21 protein-coding genes are annotated in these 23111 nt (G+C 68.4%); 6 read left to right on the forward strand and 15 right to left on the reverse strand.

Going from position 1 to position 23111, the window contains the following annotated elements; genetic code table 11:
• The first annotated feature begins 3 nt into the window (after positions 1-3).
• Both RXV79_RS22455 and RXV79_RS22460 read left to right on the forward strand, forming a co-directional pair.
• On the forward strand, positions 4-462 hold the full coding sequence (locus RXV79_RS22455; RefSeq protein ID WP_316700319.1) for a response regulator: 459 nt from the start codon (positions 4-6) through the stop codon (positions 460-462).
• Positions 455-2410: a hybrid sensor histidine kinase/response regulator gene (locus RXV79_RS22460; RefSeq protein WP_316700320.1), complete on the forward strand. Its 1956-nt coding sequence runs from the start codon at positions 455-457 to the stop codon at positions 2408-2410. Before RXV79_RS22455 ends, RXV79_RS22460 begins: the two co-directional genes overlap by 8 nt.
• Here RXV79_RS22460 and RXV79_RS22465 read toward each other — a convergent pair whose 3' ends face one another.
• From RXV79_RS22465 to RXV79_RS22485, 5 genes are all read right to left on the reverse strand, one after another.
• Positions 2411-5140: an EAL domain-containing protein gene (locus RXV79_RS22465; protein WP_316700321.1), complete on the reverse strand. Its 2730-nt coding sequence runs from the start codon at positions 5138-5140 to the stop codon at positions 2411-2413.
• Positions 5141-5330: 190 nt separating this feature from the next.
• Complete coding sequence (locus RXV79_RS22470; RefSeq protein WP_316700322.1) at positions 5331-6896, reverse strand: AMP-binding protein; 1566 nt, start codon at positions 6894-6896, stop codon at positions 5331-5333.
• 146 nt (positions 6897-7042) lie between these two features.
• Positions 7043-8206, reverse strand: coding sequence for a porin (locus RXV79_RS22475; RefSeq protein ID WP_316704188.1), 1164 nt, complete (start codon positions 8204-8206; stop codon positions 7043-7045).
• A 198-nt stretch (positions 8207-8404) separates the two neighbouring features.
• The gene (locus RXV79_RS22480; RefSeq protein WP_316700323.1) at positions 8405-9136 is read right to left on the reverse strand and encodes a TetR/AcrR family transcriptional regulator; all 732 of its coding nucleotides are present in this window, start codon (positions 9134-9136) and stop codon (positions 8405-8407) included.
• Between the two features lie 8 nt (positions 9137-9144).
• A complete protein-coding gene (locus tag RXV79_RS22485) occupies positions 9145-9564 on the reverse strand; it encodes a VOC family protein (protein ID WP_316700324.1) in 420 nt (139 codons plus the stop codon).
• A 222-nt stretch (positions 9565-9786) separates the two neighbouring features.
• Here RXV79_RS22485 and RXV79_RS22490 point away from each other — a divergent pair, with 222 nt between their 5' ends.
• Positions 9787-10164, forward strand: coding sequence for a hypothetical protein (locus RXV79_RS22490; protein WP_316700325.1), 378 nt, complete (start codon positions 9787-9789; stop codon positions 10162-10164).
• Positions 10165-10244: 80 nt separating this feature from the next.
• On the opposite strand, the gene RXV79_RS22495 is transcribed toward RXV79_RS22490, so the two are convergent.
• Complete coding sequence (locus tag RXV79_RS22495; protein ID WP_316700326.1) at positions 10245-10433, reverse strand: hypothetical protein; 189 nt, start codon at positions 10431-10433, stop codon at positions 10245-10247.
• Between the two features lie 222 nt (positions 10434-10655).
• Here RXV79_RS22495 and RXV79_RS22500 point away from each other — a divergent pair, with 222 nt between their 5' ends.
• Together RXV79_RS22500 and RXV79_RS22505 are read left to right on the forward strand one after the other, a co-directional pair.
• Complete coding sequence (locus tag RXV79_RS22500) at positions 10656-11852, forward strand: hypothetical protein (RefSeq protein ID WP_316700327.1); 1197 nt, start codon at positions 10656-10658, stop codon at positions 11850-11852.
• Positions 11849-12985: a HupE/UreJ family protein gene (locus tag RXV79_RS22505; RefSeq protein ID WP_316700328.1), complete on the forward strand. Its 1137-nt coding sequence runs from the start codon at positions 11849-11851 to the stop codon at positions 12983-12985. The genes RXV79_RS22500 and RXV79_RS22505 overlap by 4 nt, the downstream gene beginning before the upstream one ends.
• Before the next feature lie 10 nt (positions 12986-12995).
• On the opposite strand, the gene RXV79_RS22510 is transcribed toward RXV79_RS22505, so the two are convergent.
• Positions 12996-13460: a hypothetical protein gene (locus RXV79_RS22510; protein WP_316700329.1), complete on the reverse strand. Its 465-nt coding sequence runs from the start codon at positions 13458-13460 to the stop codon at positions 12996-12998.
• Between the two features lie 35 nt (positions 13461-13495).
• Complete coding sequence (locus RXV79_RS22515) at positions 13496-14494, reverse strand: alpha/beta hydrolase (protein ID WP_316700330.1); 999 nt, start codon at positions 14492-14494, stop codon at positions 13496-13498.
• A gap of 260 nt (positions 14495-14754) precedes the next feature.
• On the opposite strand from RXV79_RS22515, the gene RXV79_RS22520 reads away from it, so the two are divergent.
• Positions 14755-15411 carry a hypothetical protein gene (locus RXV79_RS22520; protein WP_316700331.1) on the forward strand — a complete coding sequence of 219 codons (657 nt, stop codon included), beginning with the start codon at positions 14755-14757 and terminating at the stop codon, positions 15409-15411.
• Between the two features lie 16 nt (positions 15412-15427).
• Here RXV79_RS22520 and RXV79_RS22525 read toward each other — a convergent pair whose 3' ends face one another.
• The 7 genes from RXV79_RS22525 to RXV79_RS22555 form a co-directional block, all read right to left on the reverse strand.
• Positions 15428-15973 carry a hypothetical protein gene (locus RXV79_RS22525; protein ID WP_296727075.1) on the reverse strand — a complete coding sequence of 182 codons (546 nt, stop codon included), beginning with the start codon at positions 15971-15973 and terminating at the stop codon, positions 15428-15430.
• 296 nt (positions 15974-16269) lie between these two features.
• Positions 16270-17559, reverse strand: a complete 1290-nt coding sequence (locus RXV79_RS22530) for a glycerate kinase type-2 family protein (RefSeq protein WP_316700332.1) — start codon at positions 17557-17559, stop codon at positions 16270-16272.
• A gap of 19 nt (positions 17560-17578) precedes the next feature.
• Positions 17579-18463 (reverse strand): 2-hydroxy-3-oxopropionate reductase, encoded by an 885-nt coding sequence (locus RXV79_RS22535; protein ID WP_316700333.1) that lies wholly within the window; start codon positions 18461-18463, stop codon positions 17579-17581.
• A gap of 21 nt (positions 18464-18484) precedes the next feature.
• Entirely contained in the window at positions 18485-19279 is a 795-nt protein-coding gene (locus RXV79_RS22540) for an HpcH/HpaI aldolase family protein (RefSeq protein ID WP_316700334.1), read from the reverse strand.
• A gap of 43 nt (positions 19280-19322) precedes the next feature.
• Positions 19323-20276 (reverse strand): Bug family tripartite tricarboxylate transporter substrate binding protein, encoded by a 954-nt coding sequence (locus tag RXV79_RS22545; RefSeq protein WP_316700335.1) that lies wholly within the window; start codon positions 20274-20276, stop codon positions 19323-19325.
• A 146-nt stretch (positions 20277-20422) separates the two neighbouring features.
• Positions 20423-21163: a FadR/GntR family transcriptional regulator gene (locus RXV79_RS22550; RefSeq protein ID WP_316700336.1), complete on the reverse strand. Its 741-nt coding sequence runs from the start codon at positions 21161-21163 to the stop codon at positions 20423-20425.
• 84 nt (positions 21164-21247) lie between these two features.
• Positions 21248-23089 carry a pectate lyase gene (locus RXV79_RS22555; RefSeq protein WP_316700337.1) on the reverse strand — a complete coding sequence of 614 codons (1842 nt, stop codon included), beginning with the start codon at positions 23087-23089 and terminating at the stop codon, positions 21248-21250.
• Between the last annotated feature and the right edge of the window lie 22 nt (positions 23090-23111).

Here is a 23111-nt window from a genome sequence, read left to right on the forward strand (position 1 = left end):
CACATGCTCAAACCCATCCTCCTCGTCGAAGACGACCCCCGCGACCTCGAACTGACCCTGGTGGCACTCGAACGCAGCCAGCTGGCCAACGAAGTCATCGTGGTGCGCGACGGCGCCGAGGCCCTCGACTACCTCAACCGCGAAGGCAGCCACCGCGAGCGCTCGGAAGGCAACCCCGCGGTGATCCTGCTCGACCTGAAGCTGCCCAAGGTGAACGGCCTGGAAGTGCTCAAGAGCGTGCGCGCCACTGAGGGCCTGCGCAGCGTGCCAGTGGTGATGCTGACCTCGTCGCACGAAGAGTCCGACGTGCTGCGCAGCTACGAGCTGGGCGTGAACGCGTATGTGGTGAAGCCGGTGGAGTTCAAGCAGTTCGTCTCCGCCATCGCCGACCTGGGCGTGTTCTGGGCGGTGCTGAACGAACCGCCGCCGGGCTCGCTGAAGGTGGGCCGCCGGAATGAGTGACGCGCAGGACCGCCGCCTGAGCGTGCTGCTGCTGGAAGACTCGGCCTTCGATGCCGAGATCCTGCAGGAGTGGCTCAAGCGCGCCTACCCGCACGTGCGCGTGACCTGGGTCGATGACGAGCCCAACTTCCTGGCCTCGCTCGACCGCTACCGCTACGACGTGATCCTCTCCGACTACCAGCTGCCGCGCTATTCGGGCGGCGAGGCGCTCGACCTCGTGCGGCAGCGGGATCCACACATCCCGTTCATCTTCGTCTCGGGCGTGATCGGCGAAGACAACGCGGTCGACATGCTCAAGCGCGGCGCGACCGACTACGTGATCAAGAACCGCCTGTCGCGCCTGCCGATGGCGATCGACCGCGCGCTCGAGGAAGTGCGCCTGCGCGAGGCGCGCGAAGCGGTGGAGGCGCAGCTGCGTGACGCCGACGCGCTCTACGCCCGCGTGGTGGACTCGCTGCGCAACTACGCGGTGATCCTGCTCGACGGCGCGGGCATCGTGCGCTCGTGGAACCTCGCCGCGCAGGCCATCTTCGGCCACCGCCGCGAAGACACGCTCGGCCGCTCGATCGACCTCGTCTACACCCCCGAAGACCGCGAGCACGGCGTGTGGCGCCGCGAGCTGGAAACCGCCTTCGCCCTCGGCCATGCGCAGAACGACCGCTGGCTGGTGCGTGCCGACGGCAGCCGCATGCGCGGCGAAGGCGTGGTCACCGCGCTCTACAACACCCAGGGCGACCACACCGGCTTCTCGATGCTCGTGCACGACGCCACCGCCGCGTGGCGCGATGCGCAGGCGCTGCGCGAGGCGAAGGAAGAAGCCGAGCGCGCCAACCGCGCAAAAGACCGTTTCCTCGCGGTGCTGTCGCACGAGCTGCGCACGCCGCTTGCGCCGATTGCCGCGGCGGCGCAGCTGCTGGAGCGCAACGCGACCGTGCCCGACAAGCTCGCGCACCTCCTGCCCATGATCCGGCGCAACGTGGCCCTCGAAGCACGCCTGATCGACGACCTGCTCGACCTCACCGCCATCGGCGCCGGCAAGGTCAACCTGCGCCTGCAGCCGGTTGACGTGCACAAGCTCATCCACGCGGTGGCCGAGATGCTCGAAGGCGACGTGCAGCGCAGCGGCCTCGCGCTCGACCTACACCTCGACGCGCCCGAGAGCGTGGTGCAAGGCGACGAGGCGCGCATCCAGCAGGTGCTGTGGAACATCGTGCGCAACGCGGTGAAGTTCACCCCGAGCGGCGGGCGGGTGGAAGTGCGCTCGCGGCTCGTCGGACGCGAGCTGGAGGTGAGCTGCACCGACACCGGCATCGGCATCCACACCGATGCGCTGCCGCGCATCTTCCTCGCGTTCGAGCAGGCCGATGCCGACGTGTCGCGCCGCTTCGGCGGCCTGGGCCTCGGCCTGGCGATCGCGCACGGGCTGGTGGCGCGCCACCACGGCAGCCTGAGCGCGCACAGCGACGGGCGCGACAAGGGGGCGGTGTTCACGCTGCGGCTGCCCACCACGCAGGCCAGCAGCGCGCAGGCCGAAACGCCGCTGGCCCACGACGGTGCGGCGCGGCCGCCAGACTCGGTGCACGTGCTGCTGGTGGAAGACAACCGCGACGCGGCCGATGCGCTCGGCCTCTCGCTGCACGACCTGGGCTACCGCGTGACGCACGCGTACAGCTGCGACGAAGCAATGACGCTCGCCAACGCCCAGGACGGCTTCGACGTGGTGGTGACCGACCTCGGCCTGCCCGATGGCAGTGGCATCGAGATCGGGCGCCAGCTGCACGGCCGGCTGCCGGTGATCGCACTCAGCGGCTACGGCACGCAGGGCGACATGAAGCAGTCGAGCGAGGCGGGCTTCGTGGCGCACCTGGTGAAGCCGGTGGCCACCGCCGCGGTGCACGCTGCGGTGCAGGCCGCGCTCGAGGCGCGCCAGCCGATCAGGCGGCCCTGATCACGCGGCCATCAGCTTGGGCAGCGCCATCGGCTTGACGAACGACGGCGGCGGCTCGCTGCGCGTGGCGTCATCGAGCGGGCGCGGCTTCTCGACGCCGTAACCCTGCACGTAGTCGACGCCCAGGCCGCGCAGCATCTCGATGGTGACGTCGTTCTGCACGAACTCGGCCACGGTGCGCAGGCCCATGCGGTGGGCGACGTTGTGAATGGCCTCGACCATCGCGAAGTCGACGGCGTCCTTGGCCATGTCCTTCACGAAGGCACCGTCGATCTTCACGTAGTCGACCGGCAGTCGCTTGAGGTAGGTGAACGAGGACATGCCGGCACCGAAGTCGTCGAGCGCGAAGCGGCAGCCCAGCTCGCGCAGGCGGTTGATCATCTGCACCGCCACGTCGAAGCTGGCGACGGCCGCGGTCTCGGTGATCTCGAAGCAGATCAGCTCGGGCGAGACGCGGTGGATGGCCAGCTGCTCGCGCACGAAGTCGACGAGCGTGGGGTCGGCCATCGAGGCACCCGAAAGGTTGATCGAGAAGCGCGCCGGCAGCGTGGAGTGGCGTGCGAAGCCGGCGTGCATGGCCAGCGCCTTCGAAATGACCCAGCGGTCGATCTGTGGCATCAGGCCGTAGCGTTCGGCGGCGGGAATGAAGGCGATGGGGGCGACGATCTTGCCTTCGTCGTCGCGCAGGCGGATCAGCACCTCCACGCTTTCGTGGCCACCGGCGCCTTCCTGGATGGAGGCGATGCGCTGCGCGTAGAGCACGAAGCGGTCTTCGGTCAACGCCTTCTGCAGGCGCGAGTACCAGTCGAGTTCGTCGTTGCGGGTGGCGACCGCGGTGTCGGCTTCGTCATACACGTGCACGCGGTTGCGGCCGGCTTCCTTGGCCACGTAGCACGACGAGTCGGCCACGCGCAGCAGGTCGGAGCGGGTGTACTGGTGCGCCTTGAAGGGCACCACGCCCACGCTCACCGTGAGCTGGAAGGAGCGGCCCTCCCATGAGAACTGCAGCTCGCTGATGCGCCGGCGCATGGCCTCGGCCACGCGCAGTGCGGGCTCCATCGGGCAGGCTTCCAGGAGGACTGCGAACTCGTCACCGCCCAGGCGGGCGAGCGTGTCCTGCTTGCGGATCTCCTGCATCAGGAGCGCGGTGACCTGCTTCAGGAGCTGGTCGCCGGCCACGTGGCCGCAGGTGTCGTTCACCACCTTGAACTGGTCGAGGTCGAGGAACATGACCACGCCGGTCTCGTCGAGGTCTTGCGTGGTGATGGCGGCGTCGAGGCGCACCTCGAAGGCGGCGCGGTTGAGCAGGCCGGTGAGCAGGTCGTGGCTCGCCTGGTACGACATCTCGGCGGCGAGCTTCTTGGCCGGGCTCACGTCATGCAGCACCAGCACCGCGCCCACGGCCATGCCGTTGCGGTTGAGGATGGGGGCGGCCGAGTCTTCGATGGAGCGGTGTGCGCCATCGCGCTGCACCAGCACCGAGTCGCGCGCGGGGCGCGGCTGGGCGCCGGGGCGGGCGAATTCGTTGAGGCCGAGACCGAGCCGCTCGCGGGTGTGGGTGTGGGTGAGGCAGATCACCTCCGACACCGGCTTGCCGATGGCTTGGGCGGCGGGCCAGCCCGTCATCGCTTCGGCGGCGGGGTTGAGGTAGGTGATGCGGCCGAGGTGGTTGGTGGTGGCCACGCCGTCGACGATCGAGCGCAGCGTGACCTCGAGCATCTCCTTCTCGTGGTACACGCGCAGCTCGGCCTGCTCCTTCTGCATCACGGTGCGGCGCAGGCGCAGCGACTGGCGCGACAGCACCCAGGTCATGAAGAGGATCAGCAGCGCCCCGAACGCGGCGGTGGCGAGTGTCTTGGTGCGCAGCGCGTAGTAGCCCGCCATCGAGGTCGACGCCGGCACGGCGACGACTGCATAGAGGTCATGGCCGGGGATCGGCGTGACGGACCTGAAGCGCACGATGCCGTCGATGGCGCTGGCGGCGGGCTTCATGCTGCGGTCGGTGCGGTCGACGGCTCGTACGATCTGGTCGCCGTCGACCTGGTCACCCGCACTCTGGCGGTCGTCGCTGCGGCGCGATCGGAAGATGCCGTCGGCCCCGACCACGCCCACGGCGTTGCCCGGGCTGTCGTTGACGGTGAAGCCTTCGGTGAGCAACGCGGCATCGAAGGCCAGCAGCACCGCGCCGGCGAACTTGCCGTTGGGGTGCTGCAGTTGCTTGCCGCCCGGCACCAGCCAGCGCTTGAGCACGTCGGAATACACCGGCTGGGCGATGGCGAGGTCGGTGCGTGTCCACGAGCCCTGGAAGTGCTGGCGGTCGGCCACATGCTTGGCCCCGGCCGGCACCGCGCCTTGCGCTTCGGTCATGCCGAGCACCTGGCCGGTCTGGTCGGCCAGCGCCATCGACAGGCGGCCGGCCGGCACCAGCAGACCGTTCTTTTCCATCGCCACCAGGTCGGCGCCGCCGCCGCTCTCCTGGTAGTGCTTGACGAGCGACGCGGTCTGGTTGAGCTGGTCGAAGAGGCGCTGCACGCGGTCGCTCAGGCGCTGCGACGCGGCGTCGACCTCGCTGTAGGCGAGTTGCACGCTGGTGGCGTAGGCCCGCTCGAGCATCCACCACGTGCCACCGCCCAATGCGGCCAGCAACGCACCGGCCACGCTGGCGGCGGTGACGTAGAGGCGTGCGGTGGCAGGCAGGGCCCGCCAGTGGGCATGGACGCGTTGAAACATGGCGCGGGGCGCGTAGGAGTTCAACGGGGATATCGGGTCGGCCACCCGCGGCCTTGAGCCGGGCAGTGGCGACTGGGCCACGGCTCAGGCGCAAAGCTCTGCAAAGCGTGACGAGGTTGGCACAGCTACCTTCCAACGGGGGCCTTGACGCCCCACATCGGTGCTGGCAAACGGAACGCCGCAGGCCGGCTCAGGCCTTGGCGCGGTACGCCTCGCGCAGCTTCTGCTTGTAGAGCTTGCCGTTGTCGAGGCGCGGCAGGTCGTCGACGAAATCGACGCTCTTCGGGCATTTGAAATGGGCCAACTGGCTGCGGCAGTGCTCGATGAGCGCCTGCGCGAGCGCGGGCGATGGTGCGTGACCTGCCTGCAGCGTCGCCACTGCCTTCACCTCTTCGCCCCACTCTTCGTTGGGCACGCCGATCACGCCGGCGTCGGCCACGGCCGGGTGCGTGAGCAGCACGGCTTCGACTTCGGCCGGGTAGATGTTCACGCCGCCCGAGATGATGAGGTGGGCGCTGCGGTCGGTGAGGAAGAGGAAGCCGTCGTCGTCGAGATAGCCCATGTCGCCCAGCGTGTAGTGCGAGCCCTCGTAGGCCTTGGCGGTCTTGGCGGGGTCCTTGTAGTAGCTGAAGCGGCCTTCGTCGGGCGCACGCAGGTACACGGTGCCCACCTCGCCCGCGGGCATCTCGCGGCCGTCTTCCCCCAAGATGCGGATGTGCCCGGGCTCGGGCTGGCCCACCGTGCCGGGTTTGGCGAGCCAGGTGTGCGAGTCCACCATGCAGCCCATGCCTTCGGTGGCGGCGTAGTACTCGTGCACGATGGGGCCGATCCATTCGATGAGGCGGCGCTTCACCGTGACCGGGCATGGGGCGGCGCCGTGCAGCACGTAGCGCATCGAGCCCAGGTCGTGCCGTGTGCGCACGGCCTCGGGCAGCGCCAGCAGGCGGTGGAACATGGTCGGCACCATGTGCGTGTGCGTGACGCGATGCTGCTCGATGAGCGCAAGCGCACGCTCGGCGTTCCAGCCGTCCATCATCACCACGGCCGCACCGAACATGTTGGGCACGGCGAGCGAGAACGTGAGCGGCGCGGCGTGGTACAGCGGCCCGGTGCACAGGTGCACGCTTTCACCGGGCGTGTAGGCCGCGGCCTCGCTGGTGGGGCTGCCGGCCACGGCGCCGCGGTTCACGCCCTTGGGGCGGCCCGTCGTGCCCGAGGTGTAGAGCATCGAGGTGCCAAGCTGAGGGTCGGCGATGTCGTCGGTGGCCTGGCCGGCCAACGCGGCTTCGTAGTCGTCGTAGCCCGGCACGCTGCCGCCCATCGCGAAGCGTGTGCAGTGCGTCTTCTCGCGCAACTCCTGTGCGATGTCGGCGAAACGCGCGTCGAAGAACAGGGCCTTCGCATCGGAGTCGTTGACGATGTACGCGGCCTCGTCGGCCGTGAGATGCCAGTTGACCGGCGTGATGCGCAGGCCCGCGCGGCGCGAGGCCCAGAACACCTCGGCGAATTCGACGCGGTTGCTGCACAAAAGCGCAATGCCGTCGCCCGCATGCAGGCCGCGCGCACGCAGCGCACGCACGAGCTGGTTGCAGCGGGCGTTGAGTTCGGCAAAGCTGCGCGAGCCGTGCTCGCTCACGATCGCGAGTGCATTCGGCAAGAGCCTGGCCCACAGGGCGACCGACATGCCGCGGGTCATGGACACCGCCAACGCTTGCTGCAGCAAGGCGGCGTCGACGGGAGAAACAACTGCGTTCATGCGATGAGTCACTCCTGGTGAAGACTCATTCTTTGCCTCGACGACCCTCCACCTTCATCGGGGCATACCCTGGAAAAAAAATGGGGCCGAAGCCCCATTGCAAGCATGCAGCCGGACTCTCACCCCGGCACCGCCTAGAAAACCCTTCAGAAGCTGTGGCTCAGGCCCGCCTGGATCGCACGGCTGGTGCCGTTGGCCACCGGCGAATAGCCTGCGAGGAAGCTGTACGAGCCACCGTTGTTGTTCTTGATCTGCACCGCGTTGGCATACACCGCGGTGCGCTTGGACAGGTGATATGAATAGCCCAGGCCGACCTGCTTGGGGTCGACGTTGGCAATGCCCTTGTCGTTCTTCTCCTGGTATGACGCCTTGATGGTGTGGGCGCCGATGGCCCACGAGAAGCCGACCAGCCAGTCGTCGACCTGGCGGTCGAGTTCGGTCGGGTTGCCGGCGAGGCCGAAACGGTCCATCACCTGCGACTGGTAGAAGAACATCGGCTTGAAGCCGCCGAACGCGTAGGACACACCGACCGACCACACCGTGAGGTTGTTGTCTGCGGCGGTCGATGCCGCGGTCACGGCCCCCGGGACGCCCGCGGTCGTCGAGCTGCCGATCAGCGGCCCCTTCGTCTGGCCCCACGCACCGCTCACCAGCAGCGGGCCACTGCGATAGCCGGAGCCCACGCCGGTGAAGCGTGCGCCGGTGCCTTCGCCGGCCGCGACCTGCGCGTAGGCGTAAAGGCCCGGCACCCAGGTCGCGGGGATGTAGTAGCCAACCATGTTGCTCGCGCGCACGAGCGGGGGCGGTGCCACGAACTGCGTGTAGAACACCTGGAAGTTCACCGCGCTGGCCACGCCGGCGCTGAAGAACGGGTCCATGTAGGTGGTGGGCACGAAGGTCGTGGTGTAGTCGCGGCCGAAGCGCACCTCGCCGAACGGCGAATGCAGGCTCACGGTGGACTTGCGGTTCCAGTTCAGGCTGCTGGGCGTGCCAGTGGCGGGGCTGTTGGTGGCCGGCGTGTTGCCCGTGTTGGTGTTGGAGCCCAGACCCGTGTCACTGCTGGCCTGTGACTCCATCACGAAGCTTGCGAAGTAGCCGCCACCCAGGTCTTCGCGGCCGGTGAAGCCGAGCTTGGTGACGTACATGCCGCCGTCTCGCACCTGCCAGATGGCTTCCTTGCCGGTGGCGCTGGCGCGTGTCACGTTGCCGTCGACCCCGCCGTACACCACCAAACCCGGCGTGGGAGGCACCTGCGCCATCACACTCGAACATGCCGCCCATGCGGCCAGGGCCACCACCGATCGCTTCATCACGTTTGTCTCCAGTCCTTGTTCGTCCTGTCTTGCGGGGCAAGACAGGTGCTTCACCAACCTGTGATCCCGGACGTTTGGTGCCATCTTGGGCGGGCACCTTAGTAGACAAATAGTCTACAAATCGACCCTGGTGCTCAAGCGAGGGGAATCCCTCCACTGCAGTGCATCAAGCAGAACAAGCCGGCGGACGCCGCTTCAGCCCCTGGGAGAGAGGCTCTTCTTCGCCGTCTTTGCAGCGGCCTTCTTCGGGTTCTTCCGGGGCATGCGCGAAGACTTGTTGTCGCTTGAGGACAACGGCGCGGGTTTGCCCTTGCCGAAGCGGCGCGCCACCGCGGCCCAGCCACCGAGCACGAACTCCGACCAGACATCTGCGCTCAAGTCGGGCGCAAAGCCGAAGCGTCGCAAGCCGCGCGCCGCCGCGGCCGGCGCGTTGATGGTGATGATGGCGATCACCTGCGCCACCTCGGGCGGCACGTCGTAGGTGCGGATCGATTTCTCGACAAAGAACTTCGTGCTCTCCATGCGCTCGTTGCGGTCGCGCTCCTGCAGCAGCTCGATGGCCGAACGGTCGCTGAAGAGTTCGCGCAGGATGGCGCCGCGCTCGTGCAGGTACTCGAAGGACTGGCGTGTCGACACGCGCACCACGCGCTCGAACGGCGCATCGGGCGCGAAGGCCGCGAGGCCACGACCGCGCAGCACGCTGAACTCACGCTCGAGCAGCGCCTTGAGCAACTCGTCGCGGCTCGAGAAGTGGCGGTAGATGAGCGCCTTGCTGATGCCGGCTGCCACCGCCACTTCGTCGAGCGAACAATGCGCAAGCCCGCGGCCGAGGATCAGGCCGGTGGCGCTGTCCAGGATCTGCGTGCGCCGTTCCTGCGCCGTGAGGCGCGGCTTCGGCGCCGCAGGTGCAGCCGGGGTGCGCGGCATGGGCGAGCTCAGGCGGGGCGGCCGGTCGCCTGCAGCAGCTCGATCAGGTGGCCGTCGGGGTCTTTCGCGAACCCGACCACCGCATTGCCCAGGCCCGGCACGGGCGCAGGCTCACGCACCACCTCCAGGCCGTCGTCGCGAAAGCGCTGCGCGGTGGCCTGTGGGTCGGGTACGTAGAAGACGAGCTTGATGCCGTTGCTGCCGTAGTGGCGCTCGGAGCCGTCGGTCCAGTGCATGAGCACGATCGCCGAGCCACGGCCGCCTTCGAGGCCCAGCACGATCTCGTCCATGTAGGGCAGCTTGAAGGTCTGCAGTTGCTTCATGCCGAGCACGCGCTGGTAGAAATCGGCCGAGCGCTGCAGGTCACGCACGCCGATGCCGATGGCCCCCAGCGTGGCACGCGCGGCGGTGGAAGTCTCGGTGCTCATGGGTGTCTCCCGTGGTGGTTGTGAAGTCGGGCGGCAATCTAGCACCGGCACCAAAGCCGGGCGTTGCGTCCAGCCGAACGAGATGTTTTGCACGGTCGGCGGACACGCGTTCACGCGGCTGTCACAAGAGCACCCATGTGCACTCCCTCATCTCGGTGGAAGAGGGCACAACACGGCTTTTTCTGACATCCGTTACACGCCTGAGATGTCTATGCTTTCGCCATGGATGACATCGCCGCCTCGCTGAACAAGCTGAGCCTCTTGCAGATGGTCTGCGCATGGACGTTCGTCGCCTGCTACGCACTGGCGCTCGGCGGCATGCTCGAGGCCCGCGGCAGCCGGCGCGCAGCGGGCATCGCGGTGCTGGCGGCGGTGCTCTTCTGCGCGCTCGGCGAGAACTGGGTGCACGGCGCGCTGCTGGTGACGTTCGCCGTGGCCGGCATGGGCCTCTTCGTGGCAATGGCCTGGGTGCTCGCGCGCCTTGCGGGCTGGTTCGTCCACCGCGGCACTCCGGTGCAGCCGGCGGCGCCGGCACCCGTGCAGGCCAAGCCGCAGCCGATCGGCGTCATGCTGCGCGCCCTGTGGCGCTGGGAGGCCTGAGAAGGCCCCACCGATTCTTCGTTAGACAAGAAAAAAGGGCAGGTGCCACGCACCTGCCCTTTTGCTTGAAGCCGAAGCGATTACTTCTTGGCTTCTTCCTTCTTCTCGGCCTTCTTTTCAGCCTTCTTCTCGGCCTTCTTGGCGCCGCTGGCAGCGGGCTTGGCTTCGCTGGCCTTCATCGGGGCAGCACCAGCGTGGGAAGCGGCCTGGGCGCCCACGGCGGTCAGGGCGAAAGCGGCGACGATCAGGGAAGAGAGAAGCTTGCTCATAGGTATTTCCTTGGGTGGTTGAAACGAACACTGGCTCGCCATTCCGCAACGGACCTCTGCGAACAGGGCTCGCCGTGTCGGAATCAGCCCCACGCCAATGAACCGGATGAAGCTGACACCTGCCACAACGGCAGGTGCCCGGTTTCGTTGACAGGGCCGGCGCGCATTCTGCGACCAATCGTGATGCGGTTGCTACCATCCGCGCTCCCTTCTGTGGCCCCCATGCGACTGATCGACACCGCCCGCCATGCTCTCTGGCTCCTGGCGCCTCTCGTGGGTGCCTCCGCAGGGGTTGCATTTGCAGCGCCCTACCGGCCGGCCTCCGACGACACCCTGCTGGAAACCCTGAGCACCCGCGCCACCGACCCCCGCGCGCGCGAGATGCGGGAGTTGCGCACCAGCCTCTCGCGCAACCCGACCGATGCCGAGCTGGCCGTGCGACTGGCCCGCCGCTACTACGAGGAAGTGGCCGCCGAAGGCGACCCGCGCTACATCGGCTACGCGCAGGCCGCGCTCGCGCCGTGGTGGAAGGAGCCCGCGCCACCGCCGGCCGTGCGCGTGATGCGTGCGGTGCTGCGGCAGTTCAACCACGACTTCGACGGCGCCTTGGCCGACCTCTCGGCCGCCGCGGCGCAAGACCCCACGCTCGCCGAGGCCTGGGGCTGGCAGGCCGCCATCCATCTCGTGCGGGCCGACTACCCCGCGGCACGAACGGCGTGCGAGCGTGTCGCGGCCTTGGTCACCCCGCTGATCGGCGTGGCGTGCAAGGCCAGCGTCGATTCGGTGAGCGGCCACGCCGACGCCGCCGCGCGCGCCCTGCAGGAGGCCCTCGCCGCGCACCCCGCGGCACCCGCCGACGAGCAGCTGTGGGTGCTGACCCGCCTGGCCGAAACCGAGGAGCGCCGCGGGCGCTACGCCGAAGCCGAAGCGGCCTATCGCCGTGGGCTGGCGCTCGGGCTCACCGACGGCTACCTGCTGGCCGCGTACGCCGATTTCCTGCTTGACCGCCAGCGCCCCACCGAAGTGCTGACCCTGCTCGACGGCAAGGGCCGTTCCGACCTGCTGCTGCTGCGCCTGGTGCTGGCCGCCAAGGTGCTGAACCATCCCTCGCGCAAGGCGTGGCAAGGCGACCTGGCGGCCCGCTTCGACGCGGCCCGGCTGCGCGGCGACGCCACGCACGAGAAGGAAGAGTCGCGCTTCGTGCTGGCCGTACTCGGCGACGCGAAACGCGCGCTCGAACTCGCCCGCCGCAACTACACCGTGCAGCGCGAGCCGGCCGATGCGCGCGCCCTGCTCGAGGCCGCCATTGCCGCCCGCGAGCCCGCTGCCGCCGAGCCGGTGTTGCAGTGGATGGCCCATTCGCACGTCGAAAGCACCGCGCTGCAATCGCTCGCCACACGACTGAAGGACATGCGATGAGGCGCCTCCTGCGCTGGTGCAGCGCGCTGCTCCTGCTGGCCGCTGCCGGCCTCGTGCACGCGCACAAGCCGTCCGACAGCTACCTCATGATCCGCACGGAGCCCAGCGGCATCAGCGGCCAATGGGACATCGCCCTGCGCGACCTCGATTTCGCGATCGGCCTCGACGGCAATGGCGACGGCCGCATCACCTGGGGCGAGACGCGCGCCCGGCACCCCGAGATCGCCGCCTACGCGCTGGCCCGCCTCAAGCTGCAGGCCGATGGGCAGGCCTGCCAGCTCGAGGTACCGGACCAGCTCGTGGACACCCACACCGACGGCGCCTACAGCGTGCTGCAGCTCGCCATCCGCTGCCCGGTGGCAACACCCACCACGCTGACGATCGACTACCGCCTCTTCGCCGACCTCGACCCGCAGCACCGCGGCCTGCTCAACCTGCACACCGCGGCCGGCGCGCGCAGCGCCGTGTTCGGCCCCGAGGCGCCGCAGCAGAGCTTCGAGCTCGCGAAGATCACCCGCTGGTCGCAGTTCGTCGACTACGCGCGCGAAGGCGTGTGGCACATCTGGATCGGCTTCGACCACATCCTCTTTCTCGTCTCGCTGCTGCTGCCCGCGGTGCTGCTGTGGCGCAAGCCACGCTGGGAGCCGGCGAAGAGCTTCCGCAGCGCCTTCTGGGACGTGGCCAAGATCGTCACCGCCTTCACCGTGGCGCACTCGATCACGCTCTCGCTCGCCACGCTCGGCTGGATTTCGCTGCCCTCGCGCTGGGTCGAGTCGGCGATTGCGGCCTCGGTGGTGCTGGCGGCGCTCAACAACCTGCGGCCGGTGGTCGAGGGCCGGCGCTGGCTGGTGGCCTTCTGCTTCGGGCTGATCCACGGCTTCGGCTTTGCGAGCGTGCTGCAGGACCTCGGCCTGCCGGCCGATGCGCTGCTGCTCGCCCTCGTGGGGTTCAACCTCGGTGTCGAAGCGGGGCAGCTCGCGATCGTCGCGCTCTTCCTGCCGGTGGCGTTTGCGCTGCGCCGGCATTGGGTCTATCGCCGGCTCATTTTCCAGGGCGGCTCGGTGCTCATCGCGCTGCTCGCCGGGGTGTGGCTGGTGGAGCGGGTGGGCAACCTCAAGCTGCTGCCGTTCTAACGCACCGCATTCAACGCTTTCGCTTGAACCAGAGCGCGCCCGGCCGGGTGAAGACCAGCACCATCGCGCTCACGTCGAGCAGCGACGACACCGCATAGGCGATCTTCTCGGTGAGCGTGAGCACCGCGCCCTCCTCTCCCGGCACCAGCAGCAGCGCCAGCGACACGAGCGTGAGAACCAGGTAGAAGATGCGCGCCCAGTTGTGGCCGCGGTAGATCATCACGTTGAGCCAGGCCGACAGGGCCAGCGCGCCGAAAGTGATGCCGGCCACCACTGCGTCGACCGCCGGCGCGTGCTCCGACGTGTCGCCCCGCGTGCCCAGTTCGTAGACCGAGAGCGCGCAGCCGAGCGTGAAACTCAGCCACAGCAGCACCGACGCCCAGCGCACCTGCGCCGGGCGTTCGGTCACGAGGCGCTCGGCCTCCGGGTCCCGCAGCGTGGCGGTGGGGGGTGCGTATCGGGTGTCTTCCTGCATGCGGCCGACGATACACAAACCTCAACCCTGACGGCTCAGCCGCGCCTGGCGTTGAGCCACGCGATGATGTCGCGCTCGACCTCCTCGCGGTTGGTCTCGTTCAGGATCTCGTGCCGCGCCCCAGGGTAGAACTTGTGCTGCACGTCGGTGAGGCCGTAGCGCTGGTAGTTGGCCAGCAGGATCTTGAGGCCGGCGGTGTTGCCGCCCACCGGGTCCTGGTCGCCCGAGACCACATAGATCGGCATGCCCTTCGGGATGCGCGCTTCGTTGGCCGGGTTCCAGATGTCGCGCAGGCCGGTGAAGAAGTCGGCCACGAGTTCGTTGCTGAACGCGAAGCCGCAGGTCGGGTCGTCGGTGTATTTCTTCACTTCGGCCGCGTCGCGGCTCAGCCATTCGAAGCCGGGCTTGCCGGTGAAGGGCTTGTTGAACGACTCGAACACCGAGGCAAACACCGGCGAGGGGCCGAGCGGGTCTTTCTTCGCCAGGTCGCGCACCGCGGCCACCGTCTGGTCGGCGTTGGCGAGCACGCCGTTGCTGCCCGAGAGCACCACGCCGGCCACGGCGTTGCCGTAGCGCTGCACGTAGTCCTGCGCGATGAACGAGCCCATGCTGTGACCGAGCAGGAAGACCTTGAGGCCCGGATGCTGCTGCTTGATGTGGTCGGTGAGCGCTTTCTCGTCGCTCACGAACTTGTTCCACGCGTCGGGGCCGGCGTCGCCCAGCGCCTTGGTGCGCACGCGGGTGTTGGCATGGCCGCGGTGGTCGTCGGCATAGACGAGCCAGCCGTCGCGGTTGAGGTGCTTCGCGACACGGTCATAACGGGCGCTGTGCTCGGCCGCGCCGTGGATGACCTGCACCACGCCCTTGGGCGTGCCGCTCACCGCCAGCCAGCGGCGCACGAAGAGCGGCGTGCCATCCGACATCGGCAAGGTGAAGGTCGGCTCGGGGGCCGAGCGCAGCGTGCCGCAGCCGGGCAGGCCGAGCGCGCCAAGGCTGGCCAGGGCGATGAGGTGGTGGCGGCGGGACTGGATCATCGGATGGTCTCCTGTGGTGGACGGCCTCTGCGGCGCATGAATATGAAAACGCAACCGAAACGAAAGAATTTGCGCTCGATACGCGCCTGGTTGCTTTTCGCTTTTCATCGGAAGCGCTCGTTTCTATGCGAAGCGCCCGCCGGCCACAAGAGGAATGACATCTGCTTGACGTTCTGGCGAAGAGACCGTGTAAGCCCTCTCCACCCCCAGATCGGTGCGCTGGATACTCCGATCTGCACAAGCATGCATTTTTCAGGGACATGGACAAACTGCTGCTCAGCTACGCCCACCTGATGGCCACCTGCCTCGCGCTCGGGCTCATCCTCACGACCGACCTGCGGCTCCTGGCCAAGATGGCGCGCTATCGCTGCATCATCCGGCCGCCGCGGCGCTTCGAGCGGCAGGTGATCGCCATCGCGCTCATCGTGCTGTGCGTGTCGGGGGCGGGCTCGATCCTGCTGGGCCAGGCGGCCTCACCCAACTATTTCGACAACCCGAAACTGCAGGCCAAGATGCTGCTGGTGGCGCTGCTCTGCGTGAATGCCTTCGTGCTCCATCGCATCACCTTCCCGCGCCTGGCCAGGCCGCACCGCGTGTCGGGCTGGACCTGGCGCGACCACCTGAGCGTGGCGCTGCCGGTGGCCTTGTCGAACACGCTCTGGCTGTACTGCGCCTTTCTCGGCGTGGCGCGCAGCTGGAACCACAGCCGCTCGATGGCCGAGGTGCTGCTGCCGGCGCTGGTGCTGTACCTGCTGGCGGCAGCCGGCATCCTCGCGGCGCTGCGTGTGGCGGCGCGCGACGAGCCGCAGACGCCGCCCGACTGGATCGACTCCATGAAGGCGCGCCTGAGCGACCACGCGCCGCTCGGTGGTTATCGCGCGGCGTTCGAAGACTCGCAGCAGCCCGGGGCGGGCTGACGGGGAGAGCTTTCGCTCAGGCCGAGCGACGCGGGCGCTGCTTCTCCGCCAGCCGCTGCGCATCGGCCCGCTTGGCCCGCGTGGCATCGCGGCGATACGTGGCTTCAGCGTCTTCACGCAGCTTGATCGCACGCGCCAAGGCATCTTCGAACCGCTGCACGGTGTAGGTGTTCTCGTTGCCGATGTAGATCGTGCTGCGGCGGGGCACCATGCCATAGCGCGGCAAGGACACCGACAGGTTGCACTCGCGCACCTTGGCCCCGGGGCGTTGCCGCACGATGGGCCCGGAGATGCCGACGGGCAGGTCGGTGGTCTTGTTCTCGCTCGGCTTGCGTTGCAGGCGCGAGGGTGCAGGCAGTTTCGCAATGCGCTTGAGCAACTCTTCGGTGGCCGCCTTCAGCGAGGCTGCGGCGCCGCTGCCATCGGTGGTGCCGTCAGAGAAGAGCTTGGTGCCGCCGTAGCGGAGTTGCCAGCCGTGCGTGGCACGGTGATCGATGCGCTGAATGCCCTGGGGGACTTTGAAGCGCTTGCCCGAAAAGATAACGACGTCTCTGGTTTTCATGAGGTTCCAAATGCTTCTTAGGTGAACCTCCCTGCGCTGGCTAGTGTAGGGAGGGCCGCAGCCCTTGGCAGCACCAATCCGATCAAATGCCCTGCCATGCTCGGGTCATTGCCTGCGCACACCGTTTGCCGCAGACACGACGCAGTCGACCAACGCTAGTGACCACACTCATTCCACGAGGCAGCAACAGGCGTCGAGCGGGAGCCCCGACCCCCTATGGAGTGCACAACGCGGCACAGGTTCACTGCAATCGCGAACCGAGAACGGTTTTGTGACCGATTGCAAACCCGCGCCGGCTACAGGATCAGCAGCGCGCGGAAATCGTTGACGTTGGTGTAGGTCGGGCCCGTCACCACCAGATCGTTCAACCCCGAGAAGAAACTCCACGCATCGTGCGACGCGAGGTACTCGTCGGGCTTGCGGCCCAGGGCCATCGCCCGCGCCAGTGTGTCGGGCGTGACGATCGCGCCGGCATTGCTTTCGATGCCGTCGATGCCATCGGTGTCGCCTGCCAGCACCCACACCCCGGGCTCGCCCTGCAGCGCGACCGCACAGCCGAGCAGGAACTCGGTGGCCCGGCCACCGCGGCCGCGCGCATTCTTGTCGACGGTGACGGTGGTCTCGCCGCCGCTCAGGATGACGCAGGGCTTGGCAAAGGGCTCATGGCGACGCGCCACCGCACGCGCGAGCGCCGCATGCACCTTGCCGACCTCGCGCGACTCGCCCTCGATCTCGTCGCTCAGCACATGCGCGGCAATGCCGGCCGCGCGTGCCGCCTGCGCGGCCGCCTGCAGGCTGGCCTGCGGCGTGGCGATCATGGCCAGCGTGTTGCGCGCGAGCCGCTCGTCACCGGGCTTGGGCGTTTCGAACGCGCCGGTGCGCAGTCCGGCCGCGGCCGCGGGTGGCACCTCGATGCGATAACGCTGCAGGATGCCGAGCGCCTCGCGGCAGGTGCTGGGGTCGGCCACCGTGGGGCCGCTCGCGATCACGCTCGGGTCGTCGCCCGGCACGTCGGAGATGAGCAGCGATACCACCTGCGCCGGGGCACACATCGCCGCCAGCCGGCCGCCCTTGATCGCCGACAGGTGCTTGCGCACGCAGTTCATCTCGGTGATGTTGGCGCCGCTCTTGAGCAGGGCCTGGTTGATGCGCTGCTTGTCTTCGAGCGTCAGCCCTTCGGCCGGCATGCTGAGCAGCGCCGAGCCGCCACCCGAGATGAGGCACAGCACCAGGTCGTCGGCGGTGAGGCCCTGCGTGAGGGCCGCGATGCGGCGCGCCGCCTGCGCACCCGCTTCATCGGGCACTGGGTGCGCCGCCTCGACGACCTCGATGCGGCCGGGCTGCGCCTTGTAGGCCGGCGGCACATGGTCGTAGCGCGTGACCACCAGCCCCGACAAAGGTTCGTCGGCCGGCCACAGCGCGTCGACGGCCGCAGCCATCGCCCCACCCGCCTTGCCCGCACCGATCACGACCGTGCGGCCTTTCGGCGGCGGCGGCAGGTGCGGCGCGATCACACGCTCGGGCTGCGCCGCGGCGATGGCGGCGTCGAACAGCGAGCGGAGGAACGCGCGAGGGTCGAGGCTCATGCGGAGATTCTGAACCTCATCAGGCGTCGGGCATCACCGGGTGATCGGCCATCAGCTCCAGGGCTTTCACGAGCGCCGAATGGTCGAGTTCGCCGCCACCGTGCGCGGCCACGGCCTGCATCAGTTGCGCCGCACCCGCCGTCTGCGGCAGCGCAACGCCCAGCGTGCGTGCGCCCTGCAGCGCAAGGTTCAGATCCTTCTGGTGCAGCCCGATGCGAAAGCCCGGGTTGAACGTGCGCTTGATCATGCGCTCGCCATGCACCTCGAGGATCCGGCTGGCCGCGAAGCCTCCCATCAGCGCCTGGCGGACCTTGGCCGGATCGGCGCCCGCCTTGCTGGCGAAGACGAGCGCCTCGCTCACGGCGGCGATGTTGAGCGCCACGATGATCTGGTTGGCCACCTTCGTCGTCTGGCCGTCGCCCACGCCGCCGACGAGCGTGATGTTCTTGCCCATCTTCTCGAAGAGCGGCTTCACGCGTTCGAAGGCACTCTCCTTGCCACCGCACATGATGGTGAGCGAGGCGGCCTTGGCGCCGACTTCGCCGCCCGACACCGGCGCGTCCACATAGTCGCAGCCCAGCGCTTCGATCTTCTTGGCGAACGCCTTCGTCTCCATCGGCGAGATCGAGCTCATGTCGACGACGACCTTGCCCTTGGAAAGACCCGCGGCCACGCCCTTCTCGCCGAACAGGACCTTCTCCACGTCAGGCGTGTCGGGCAGCATCAGGATCACGACCTCGGCCGATTGCGCGACCGTCGCCGCATCGGGGCAGCTGATCGCCTTCTCGGCGATCTCGGCCGGCGCCTTGCTGCGCGTGTGCACGAAGAGCTCGTGGCCCGCGGCGATGAGATGGCCGCACATGGGCGCGCCCATGATGCCCAGGCCGATGAATCCAACTTTCATTTCACAGTCCTCGAAATCAGATCAGTAGGAGCCCGAGCCGGCATCGCCCGGCGTCCGGCCCGCCTTCATCTTGCCGACCACGGCCTGCGCCCCGGCGGCCATGAGCCGCGCATCGGAGCCGACGGTCACGAACTGGAAGCCCTTGGCGATGCGCGCCAGCGCTGCCTCGGGTGCGCCGTTGTGGATGCCGGCGACCACCCCGTGGTGCTTGGCCCGCGCGAGGATGTGGTCGATGGCCTGCGCGGCCTTCGGGTCGACCTCGTCGAAGGTGGGCTTGCAGCCGAGCGCGAGCGACAGGTCCGACGGGCCGATGTAGATGGCATCGAGACCTTCCACGCTCAGGATGTCGTCGAGGTTGTCTAGCGCCTGTGCCGTCTCGATCATCGCGAAGCGCACGATGGTGTCGTTGGCGTATTGCGGGTAGTCGGCGCCGCCGTACAGCAGCGCACGGATCGGCCCGAAGCTGCGCGTGCCCCGGGGCGCGTAGCTGGTGTAGGCCACGAGCTTCTGCGCGTCTTCACGCGTGCTCACCATCGGGCAGATCACGCCGTAGGCGCCGGCGTCGAGCGTCTTCATCAGGATGCCGGGCTCGAGCCAGGGCACCCGCACCACGGGCACGGTGGGCGTGGTGGAGATGGCCTGCAGCATGCCGACCATCGCCTGGTAGTCGACCACGCCGTGCTGGAGGTCGATGGTGAGCGTGTCCCAGCCCTGGTGGGCCATGGTCTCGGCCGAGAAGCTGTTGGGGATGGCGAGCCAGCCATTGACGGCCGCTTCGCCGTTCTTCCACATCGTGCGCAGGCGGTTCTCTCTCATGGGTGTCCTTGTGGGTTGTCTCGTGTGTTCGTGATGAAGCGGCTCAGTCGATCGTGACCTTGCCTTCGGCCACCACCTTGGCCCATTTGGCGCGCTCGCGCTCGAAGAAGGGGCCGAAGTCGGCCGGGGCGATCACCGCCACTTCGGCGCCTTGCGAGGCCAGGCGCTGCTGGATCTCGGGCGACTGGATGATGCGCGCCAACTCGGCAGCCACGCGCGATACCACCGCGGGTGGCGTGGACGCCGGCATCAGCACGCCCTGCCAGGTGCCCGACTCGAAACCCGCGACGCCCTGCTCGGCGATCGTCGGCACATCGGGCAGGAGCGGCACGCGCGTCTTCTTCGACACGCCCAGCACCTTCAGCTTGCCCGACTGCACGAAGGGCAGCGTGGCCAGCATGCCGTTCATCACCACATGCGTCTGGCCGGCGACCGTGTCGGCCACCGCCTGCGAGCCGCCCTTGTACGGGATGTACTCCCACTTGGCCTTGGTCGCTTTCTCGACCGCCACACCCGCGAGGTGCGGGGCGCTGCCCATCGCGGTGACGGCGAAGTCGATCTTCTCCTTCTGCGAGAGCGCGACAAGCTCCTTCAGGTTGCCGGCCTTCACCGACGGGTTCACCACCAGCAGGTGCGGCGAGTACGCCAGCATGCTCACGCCCTTTAGGTCCTTCGACGGATCGAACGGGAGCTTCAGATAGACCGAGGGCGAGATGGCCAGAGCGCCCACGTCGCACAGCAGCAGCGTGTGGCCGTCGGTGCTCTTGGCGACGAAGTCGGTGCCGGTGTTGCCGTTGGCGCCAGGCTTGTTCTCGACGATGACGGTCTGCTTGAGCGCCTCCGACAGCGGCTGGCTGACGGCGCGGGCAATGATGTCGGACGAGCCGCCGGGCGGGTACGGCACCACGATGCGCAGCGGCTTGTCGGGCCAGGCCTGGGCCAGTGCGCCGGTGGACGAGGCCGCGAACAACGCAGCGACCCAGAGTTGCTTGAGCATGGACGTCTCCTTCGGATGAGCGGCAATGTCGCCTTTGTTGTATGTCATCGTACAACTAGGGTCGATTTGCCGCAATCCGTAGTGCCCACAAGGCCCCTTCCGGAGCCCGCACATGTGCGAGCGCGGGCCCGCGGCGTGCGTGCGATTCAGCCGCTGGCGGCCATCGCGGCCGCGCGGCGACGGCGCTCGCGGCTGTTGGTGAGATGGGTGCGCATCGCCGCGCGCGCCGCTTCGGCGTCTTGCGTGGCGATGGCTTCGAAGATGCTCTCGTGCTCGCGGTGCACGCGCCGCAGGTACTCGAGGCGCTCGGCGTCTTCGGAGCGCTCGGGCTGCAGGCGTACCCGCGGAATGGCGGTGATGCCGAGCGCGCCGATCAGGTCGGCATAGCGCGGGTTCTGCGTGGCCTTCGCCAGCTCGGAGTGGAAGGTGAAGTCGGCCGCCACCGCATCGCGGCCCGCCTCGACCGCGGCGCCGAACTCGTCGAGCGCCTGGCGCATCACCGTGAGGTTGGCCTCGGTGCGGCGTTGCGCAGCGAGGGCCGCCGCCTCGGTCTCGACACCGATGCGCAGCTCCAGCACCGCGATCACGTCGCGCAGCGTGGCCAGCTGCTCGGGGCCGATGCGGAAGGCGCTCGCATCGCCGAGGCCGACCACGAAGGTGCCGATGCCGTGGCGCGTCTGCACCACGCCCGAGGCCTGCAGCTTCGACAAGGCCTCGCGCACCACGGTGCGGCTCACGCCGAAGGTTTCCATGATGGCCGCCTCGGTCGGCAGCTTGGCGCCGATCTCGAGCGCACCGCCGCGCACCTGCTCGGTCAGGGCGTCGACGAGATCCATCGCCAGGTTGCGAGGTTTGGAGCGCTTGCTGGCCGCGGCGGGCAGGTTCATTCGGAAGGCGGAGCTGGTTGTATGACGACAGAAATGTAGCGCGGCCCGGCACGCGGTGGTGCCGGGCCGACCCTCAGAACGCCCTCACACCGATGCCGTCACCGGCGACACGTAGGCGATCAGCCGCCCCATGTTCGACACCCAGTTGGCGGTGGAGATGCCCAGCGGCTGCTCCTTCACCACATAGGGGTCGATGCGCGGCGGGTCGGCCGCGTCGTAGGGCGAGGTGTCGTACACATCGCCCACGTGCTTGCTCATGTACTCGTTGCCCAGGTGCGGTGTCGACGGGCCGTTGCCCTTGTATGCGTTGGTGACCTGCGGCAGGCGGGTGAGCCAGTGGTTCTTGGTACCGAGATCGTCGACCACCGCCTGCGCCTGTGCTTCGGTCACCGCTGGCGTCGTCATCACCGCGCCTTCGTAGAGGTCAGCGAAGTCGACCTCGCGGATGGAGTAGTACTTCGGCAGCGCACGCGGCTTCTTGTTGTGCAGCGGCGAGCGGGCCACGAGGTCGGTGATCTGCGCATCGGTCATCGCGTTGAGCTGCTCGTAGGTCGCGCGCATGCCGGCGATGTTGATGTTGCGACCTTGCGAGTAGTGGCTCAGCGTGTTGCGGTGGTCGTGGTTGAAGTAGTAGGCGCCGTTCCAGATGTTGGAGCCATAGCGGTGCACGAAGCGGCCGACGTTGGTGCCGAGCTCGATGTAGGTCGGGTGCGTGCGGCCGGCGAGCAGCGGGTTGTCGGCGATCTGCTGGGGCGTGAGCTTGCAGGTCTCCAGCCAGTCGAGCGCCTCGGGCACACGCGCGAGGTACTTGCGGTCGCCGGTGAGGCGGAAGTAGTTGAAGAGCTGCTGCACGTTGGTCTGCGTGGTGTGCGTCGCGAGGCCGCGAGGCTCGTAGCTGCGCGCTGCGGCGGGTGCACCGGCGGGACGGCCGTTGCGATCGGTCGCCAGGTGCTGCAGGCCCCAGCCGGCCTGCGGGCCGGGCTGCTGCAGGCGGCGCAGGCACTCCATGGCGCGGTGGATGAAAGGCACGAGGTGCGTCGCGCCCAGGCCCACCACGCACATCAGCAGGAACTTGATGTTCTCGCCGGCCACGTCGTCGTTGAAGGTGACCATGGTGGTGTAGTCGCCGTCTTCCATGCCGGCCCACGAGCCCGGCGGCAGCTGCTGCGGGTTGGGCTGCGGCGTCGAGGAGATCGCGTTCGGGTTCACCGGCCAGCGCTGCGGCCAGCCGCCATCGGCCACGCCGCCCTTGAACTGCGCCGCCAGCACGAAGCCGATCGCCTTCAGCACCGGCACCAGGAAGCGCGGGTCGCGCTTCTCGAGGTACATGCGCAGCAGGAACTGCGACGACACCGCGGTGCCTGCATCGTCGAAGGTCGCGTTGCCGTAGTAGTGCTGGAACTCTTCCAGGCGCCAGCCATTGGCGCCGATGGTCGTGTACCACTGGCGCAGCGAGCGTTCGCCCGCGAAGTCGTAGATGTAGTTCCAGCCGCCGGCCGGATGCTGCGCTTCGACCAGCGCACGCGCGGTGCGGTGGGCGGCCTCGTAGAAGTATTCCGACCCGGTCGCGTGGTACGCGTCGAGGAACGCATGGCCCGCGGTCGGCGTGCCGGGCGGCTGGATCCAGCACATCGTGCGCTTGGCCTCCATCTCGCCCCACACGGTGGAGAAATCGGGCAGGTACTGCCACACATAGCCGCCGCGGTACGACACGGTCTCGTTCATGAACTTCGCGGCGCGTTTCATCGCGTCGAGCGCCGCGGCGTGGGTGCCGGTGGCGGGTGGCGTGGGGGTGGCTGGCGCCTGCAGGGCTTCAGCGCGCTCGCCATCGGTGGCGGCCACCGTCTGGGCTGCGTCCTCGCCACCGCCGCAGGCGGTCAGCGCCACCGGCGCCAGGCTGGACATCACGAACATCCTTCGTTGCATGGGTTGTCTCCTCTGTGGGTTG

Origin of the sequence: Piscinibacter gummiphilus, assembly GCF_032681285.1 — a bacterium.
Classification (GTDB): Bacteria; Pseudomonadota; Gammaproteobacteria; order Burkholderiales; family Burkholderiaceae_C; genus Rhizobacter; species Rhizobacter gummiphilus_A.

Excerpts from the sequence above, each read along its gene's own strand:
- RXV79_RS22455 (WP_316700319.1), top strand. The coding sequence starts at position 4 with ATGCTCAAACCCATCCTCCTCGTCGAAGACGACCCCCGCGACCTCGAA.
- RXV79_RS22460 (WP_316700320.1), top strand. The coding sequence starts at position 455 with ATGAGTGACGCGCAGGACCGCCGCCTGAGCGTGCTGCTGCTGGAAGAC.
- RXV79_RS22465 (WP_316700321.1), bottom strand. The coding sequence starts at position 5,140 with ATGTTTCAACGCGTCCATGCCCACTGGCGGGCCCTGCCTGCCACCGCA.
- RXV79_RS22470 (WP_316700322.1), bottom strand. The coding sequence starts at position 6,896 with ATGAACGCAGTTGTTTCTCCCGTCGACGCCGCCTTGCTGCAGCAAGCG.
- RXV79_RS22475 (WP_316704188.1), bottom strand. The coding sequence starts at position 8,206 with ATGAAGCGATCGGTGGTGGCCCTGGCCGCATGGGCGGCATGTTCGAGT.
- RXV79_RS22480 (WP_316700323.1), bottom strand. The coding sequence starts at position 9,136 with ATGCCGCGCACCCCGGCTGCACCTGCGGCGCCGAAGCCGCGCCTCACG.
- RXV79_RS22485 (WP_316700324.1), bottom strand. The coding sequence starts at position 9,564 with ATGAGCACCGAGACTTCCACCGCCGCGCGTGCCACGCTGGGGGCCATC.
- RXV79_RS22490 (WP_316700325.1), top strand. The coding sequence starts at position 9,787 with ATGGATGACATCGCCGCCTCGCTGAACAAGCTGAGCCTCTTGCAGATG.
- RXV79_RS22495 (WP_316700326.1), bottom strand. The coding sequence starts at position 10,433 with ATGAGCAAGCTTCTCTCTTCCCTGATCGTCGCCGCTTTCGCCCTGACC.
- RXV79_RS22500 (WP_316700327.1), top strand. The coding sequence starts at position 10,656 with ATGCGACTGATCGACACCGCCCGCCATGCTCTCTGGCTCCTGGCGCCT.
- RXV79_RS22505 (WP_316700328.1), top strand. The coding sequence starts at position 11,849 with ATGAGGCGCCTCCTGCGCTGGTGCAGCGCGCTGCTCCTGCTGGCCGCT.
- RXV79_RS22510 (WP_316700329.1), bottom strand. The coding sequence starts at position 13,460 with ATGCAGGAAGACACCCGATACGCACCCCCCACCGCCACGCTGCGGGAC.
- RXV79_RS22515 (WP_316700330.1), bottom strand. The coding sequence starts at position 14,494 with ATGATCCAGTCCCGCCGCCACCACCTCATCGCCCTGGCCAGCCTTGGC.
- RXV79_RS22520 (WP_316700331.1), top strand. The coding sequence starts at position 14,755 with ATGGACAAACTGCTGCTCAGCTACGCCCACCTGATGGCCACCTGCCTC.
- RXV79_RS22525 (WP_296727075.1), bottom strand. The coding sequence starts at position 15,973 with ATGAAAACCAGAGACGTCGTTATCTTTTCGGGCAAGCGCTTCAAAGTC.
- RXV79_RS22530 (WP_316700332.1), bottom strand. The coding sequence starts at position 17,559 with ATGAGCCTCGACCCTCGCGCGTTCCTCCGCTCGCTGTTCGACGCCGCC.
- RXV79_RS22535 (WP_316700333.1), bottom strand. The coding sequence starts at position 18,463 with ATGAAAGTTGGATTCATCGGCCTGGGCATCATGGGCGCGCCCATGTGC.
- RXV79_RS22540 (WP_316700334.1), bottom strand. The coding sequence starts at position 19,279 with ATGAGAGAGAACCGCCTGCGCACGATGTGGAAGAACGGCGAAGCGGCC.
- RXV79_RS22545 (WP_316700335.1), bottom strand. The coding sequence starts at position 20,276 with ATGCTCAAGCAACTCTGGGTCGCTGCGTTGTTCGCGGCCTCGTCCACC.
- RXV79_RS22550 (WP_316700336.1), bottom strand. The coding sequence starts at position 21,163 with ATGAACCTGCCCGCCGCGGCCAGCAAGCGCTCCAAACCTCGCAACCTG.
- RXV79_RS22555 (WP_316700337.1), bottom strand. The coding sequence starts at position 23,089 with ATGCAACGAAGGATGTTCGTGATGTCCAGCCTGGCGCCGGTGGCGCTG.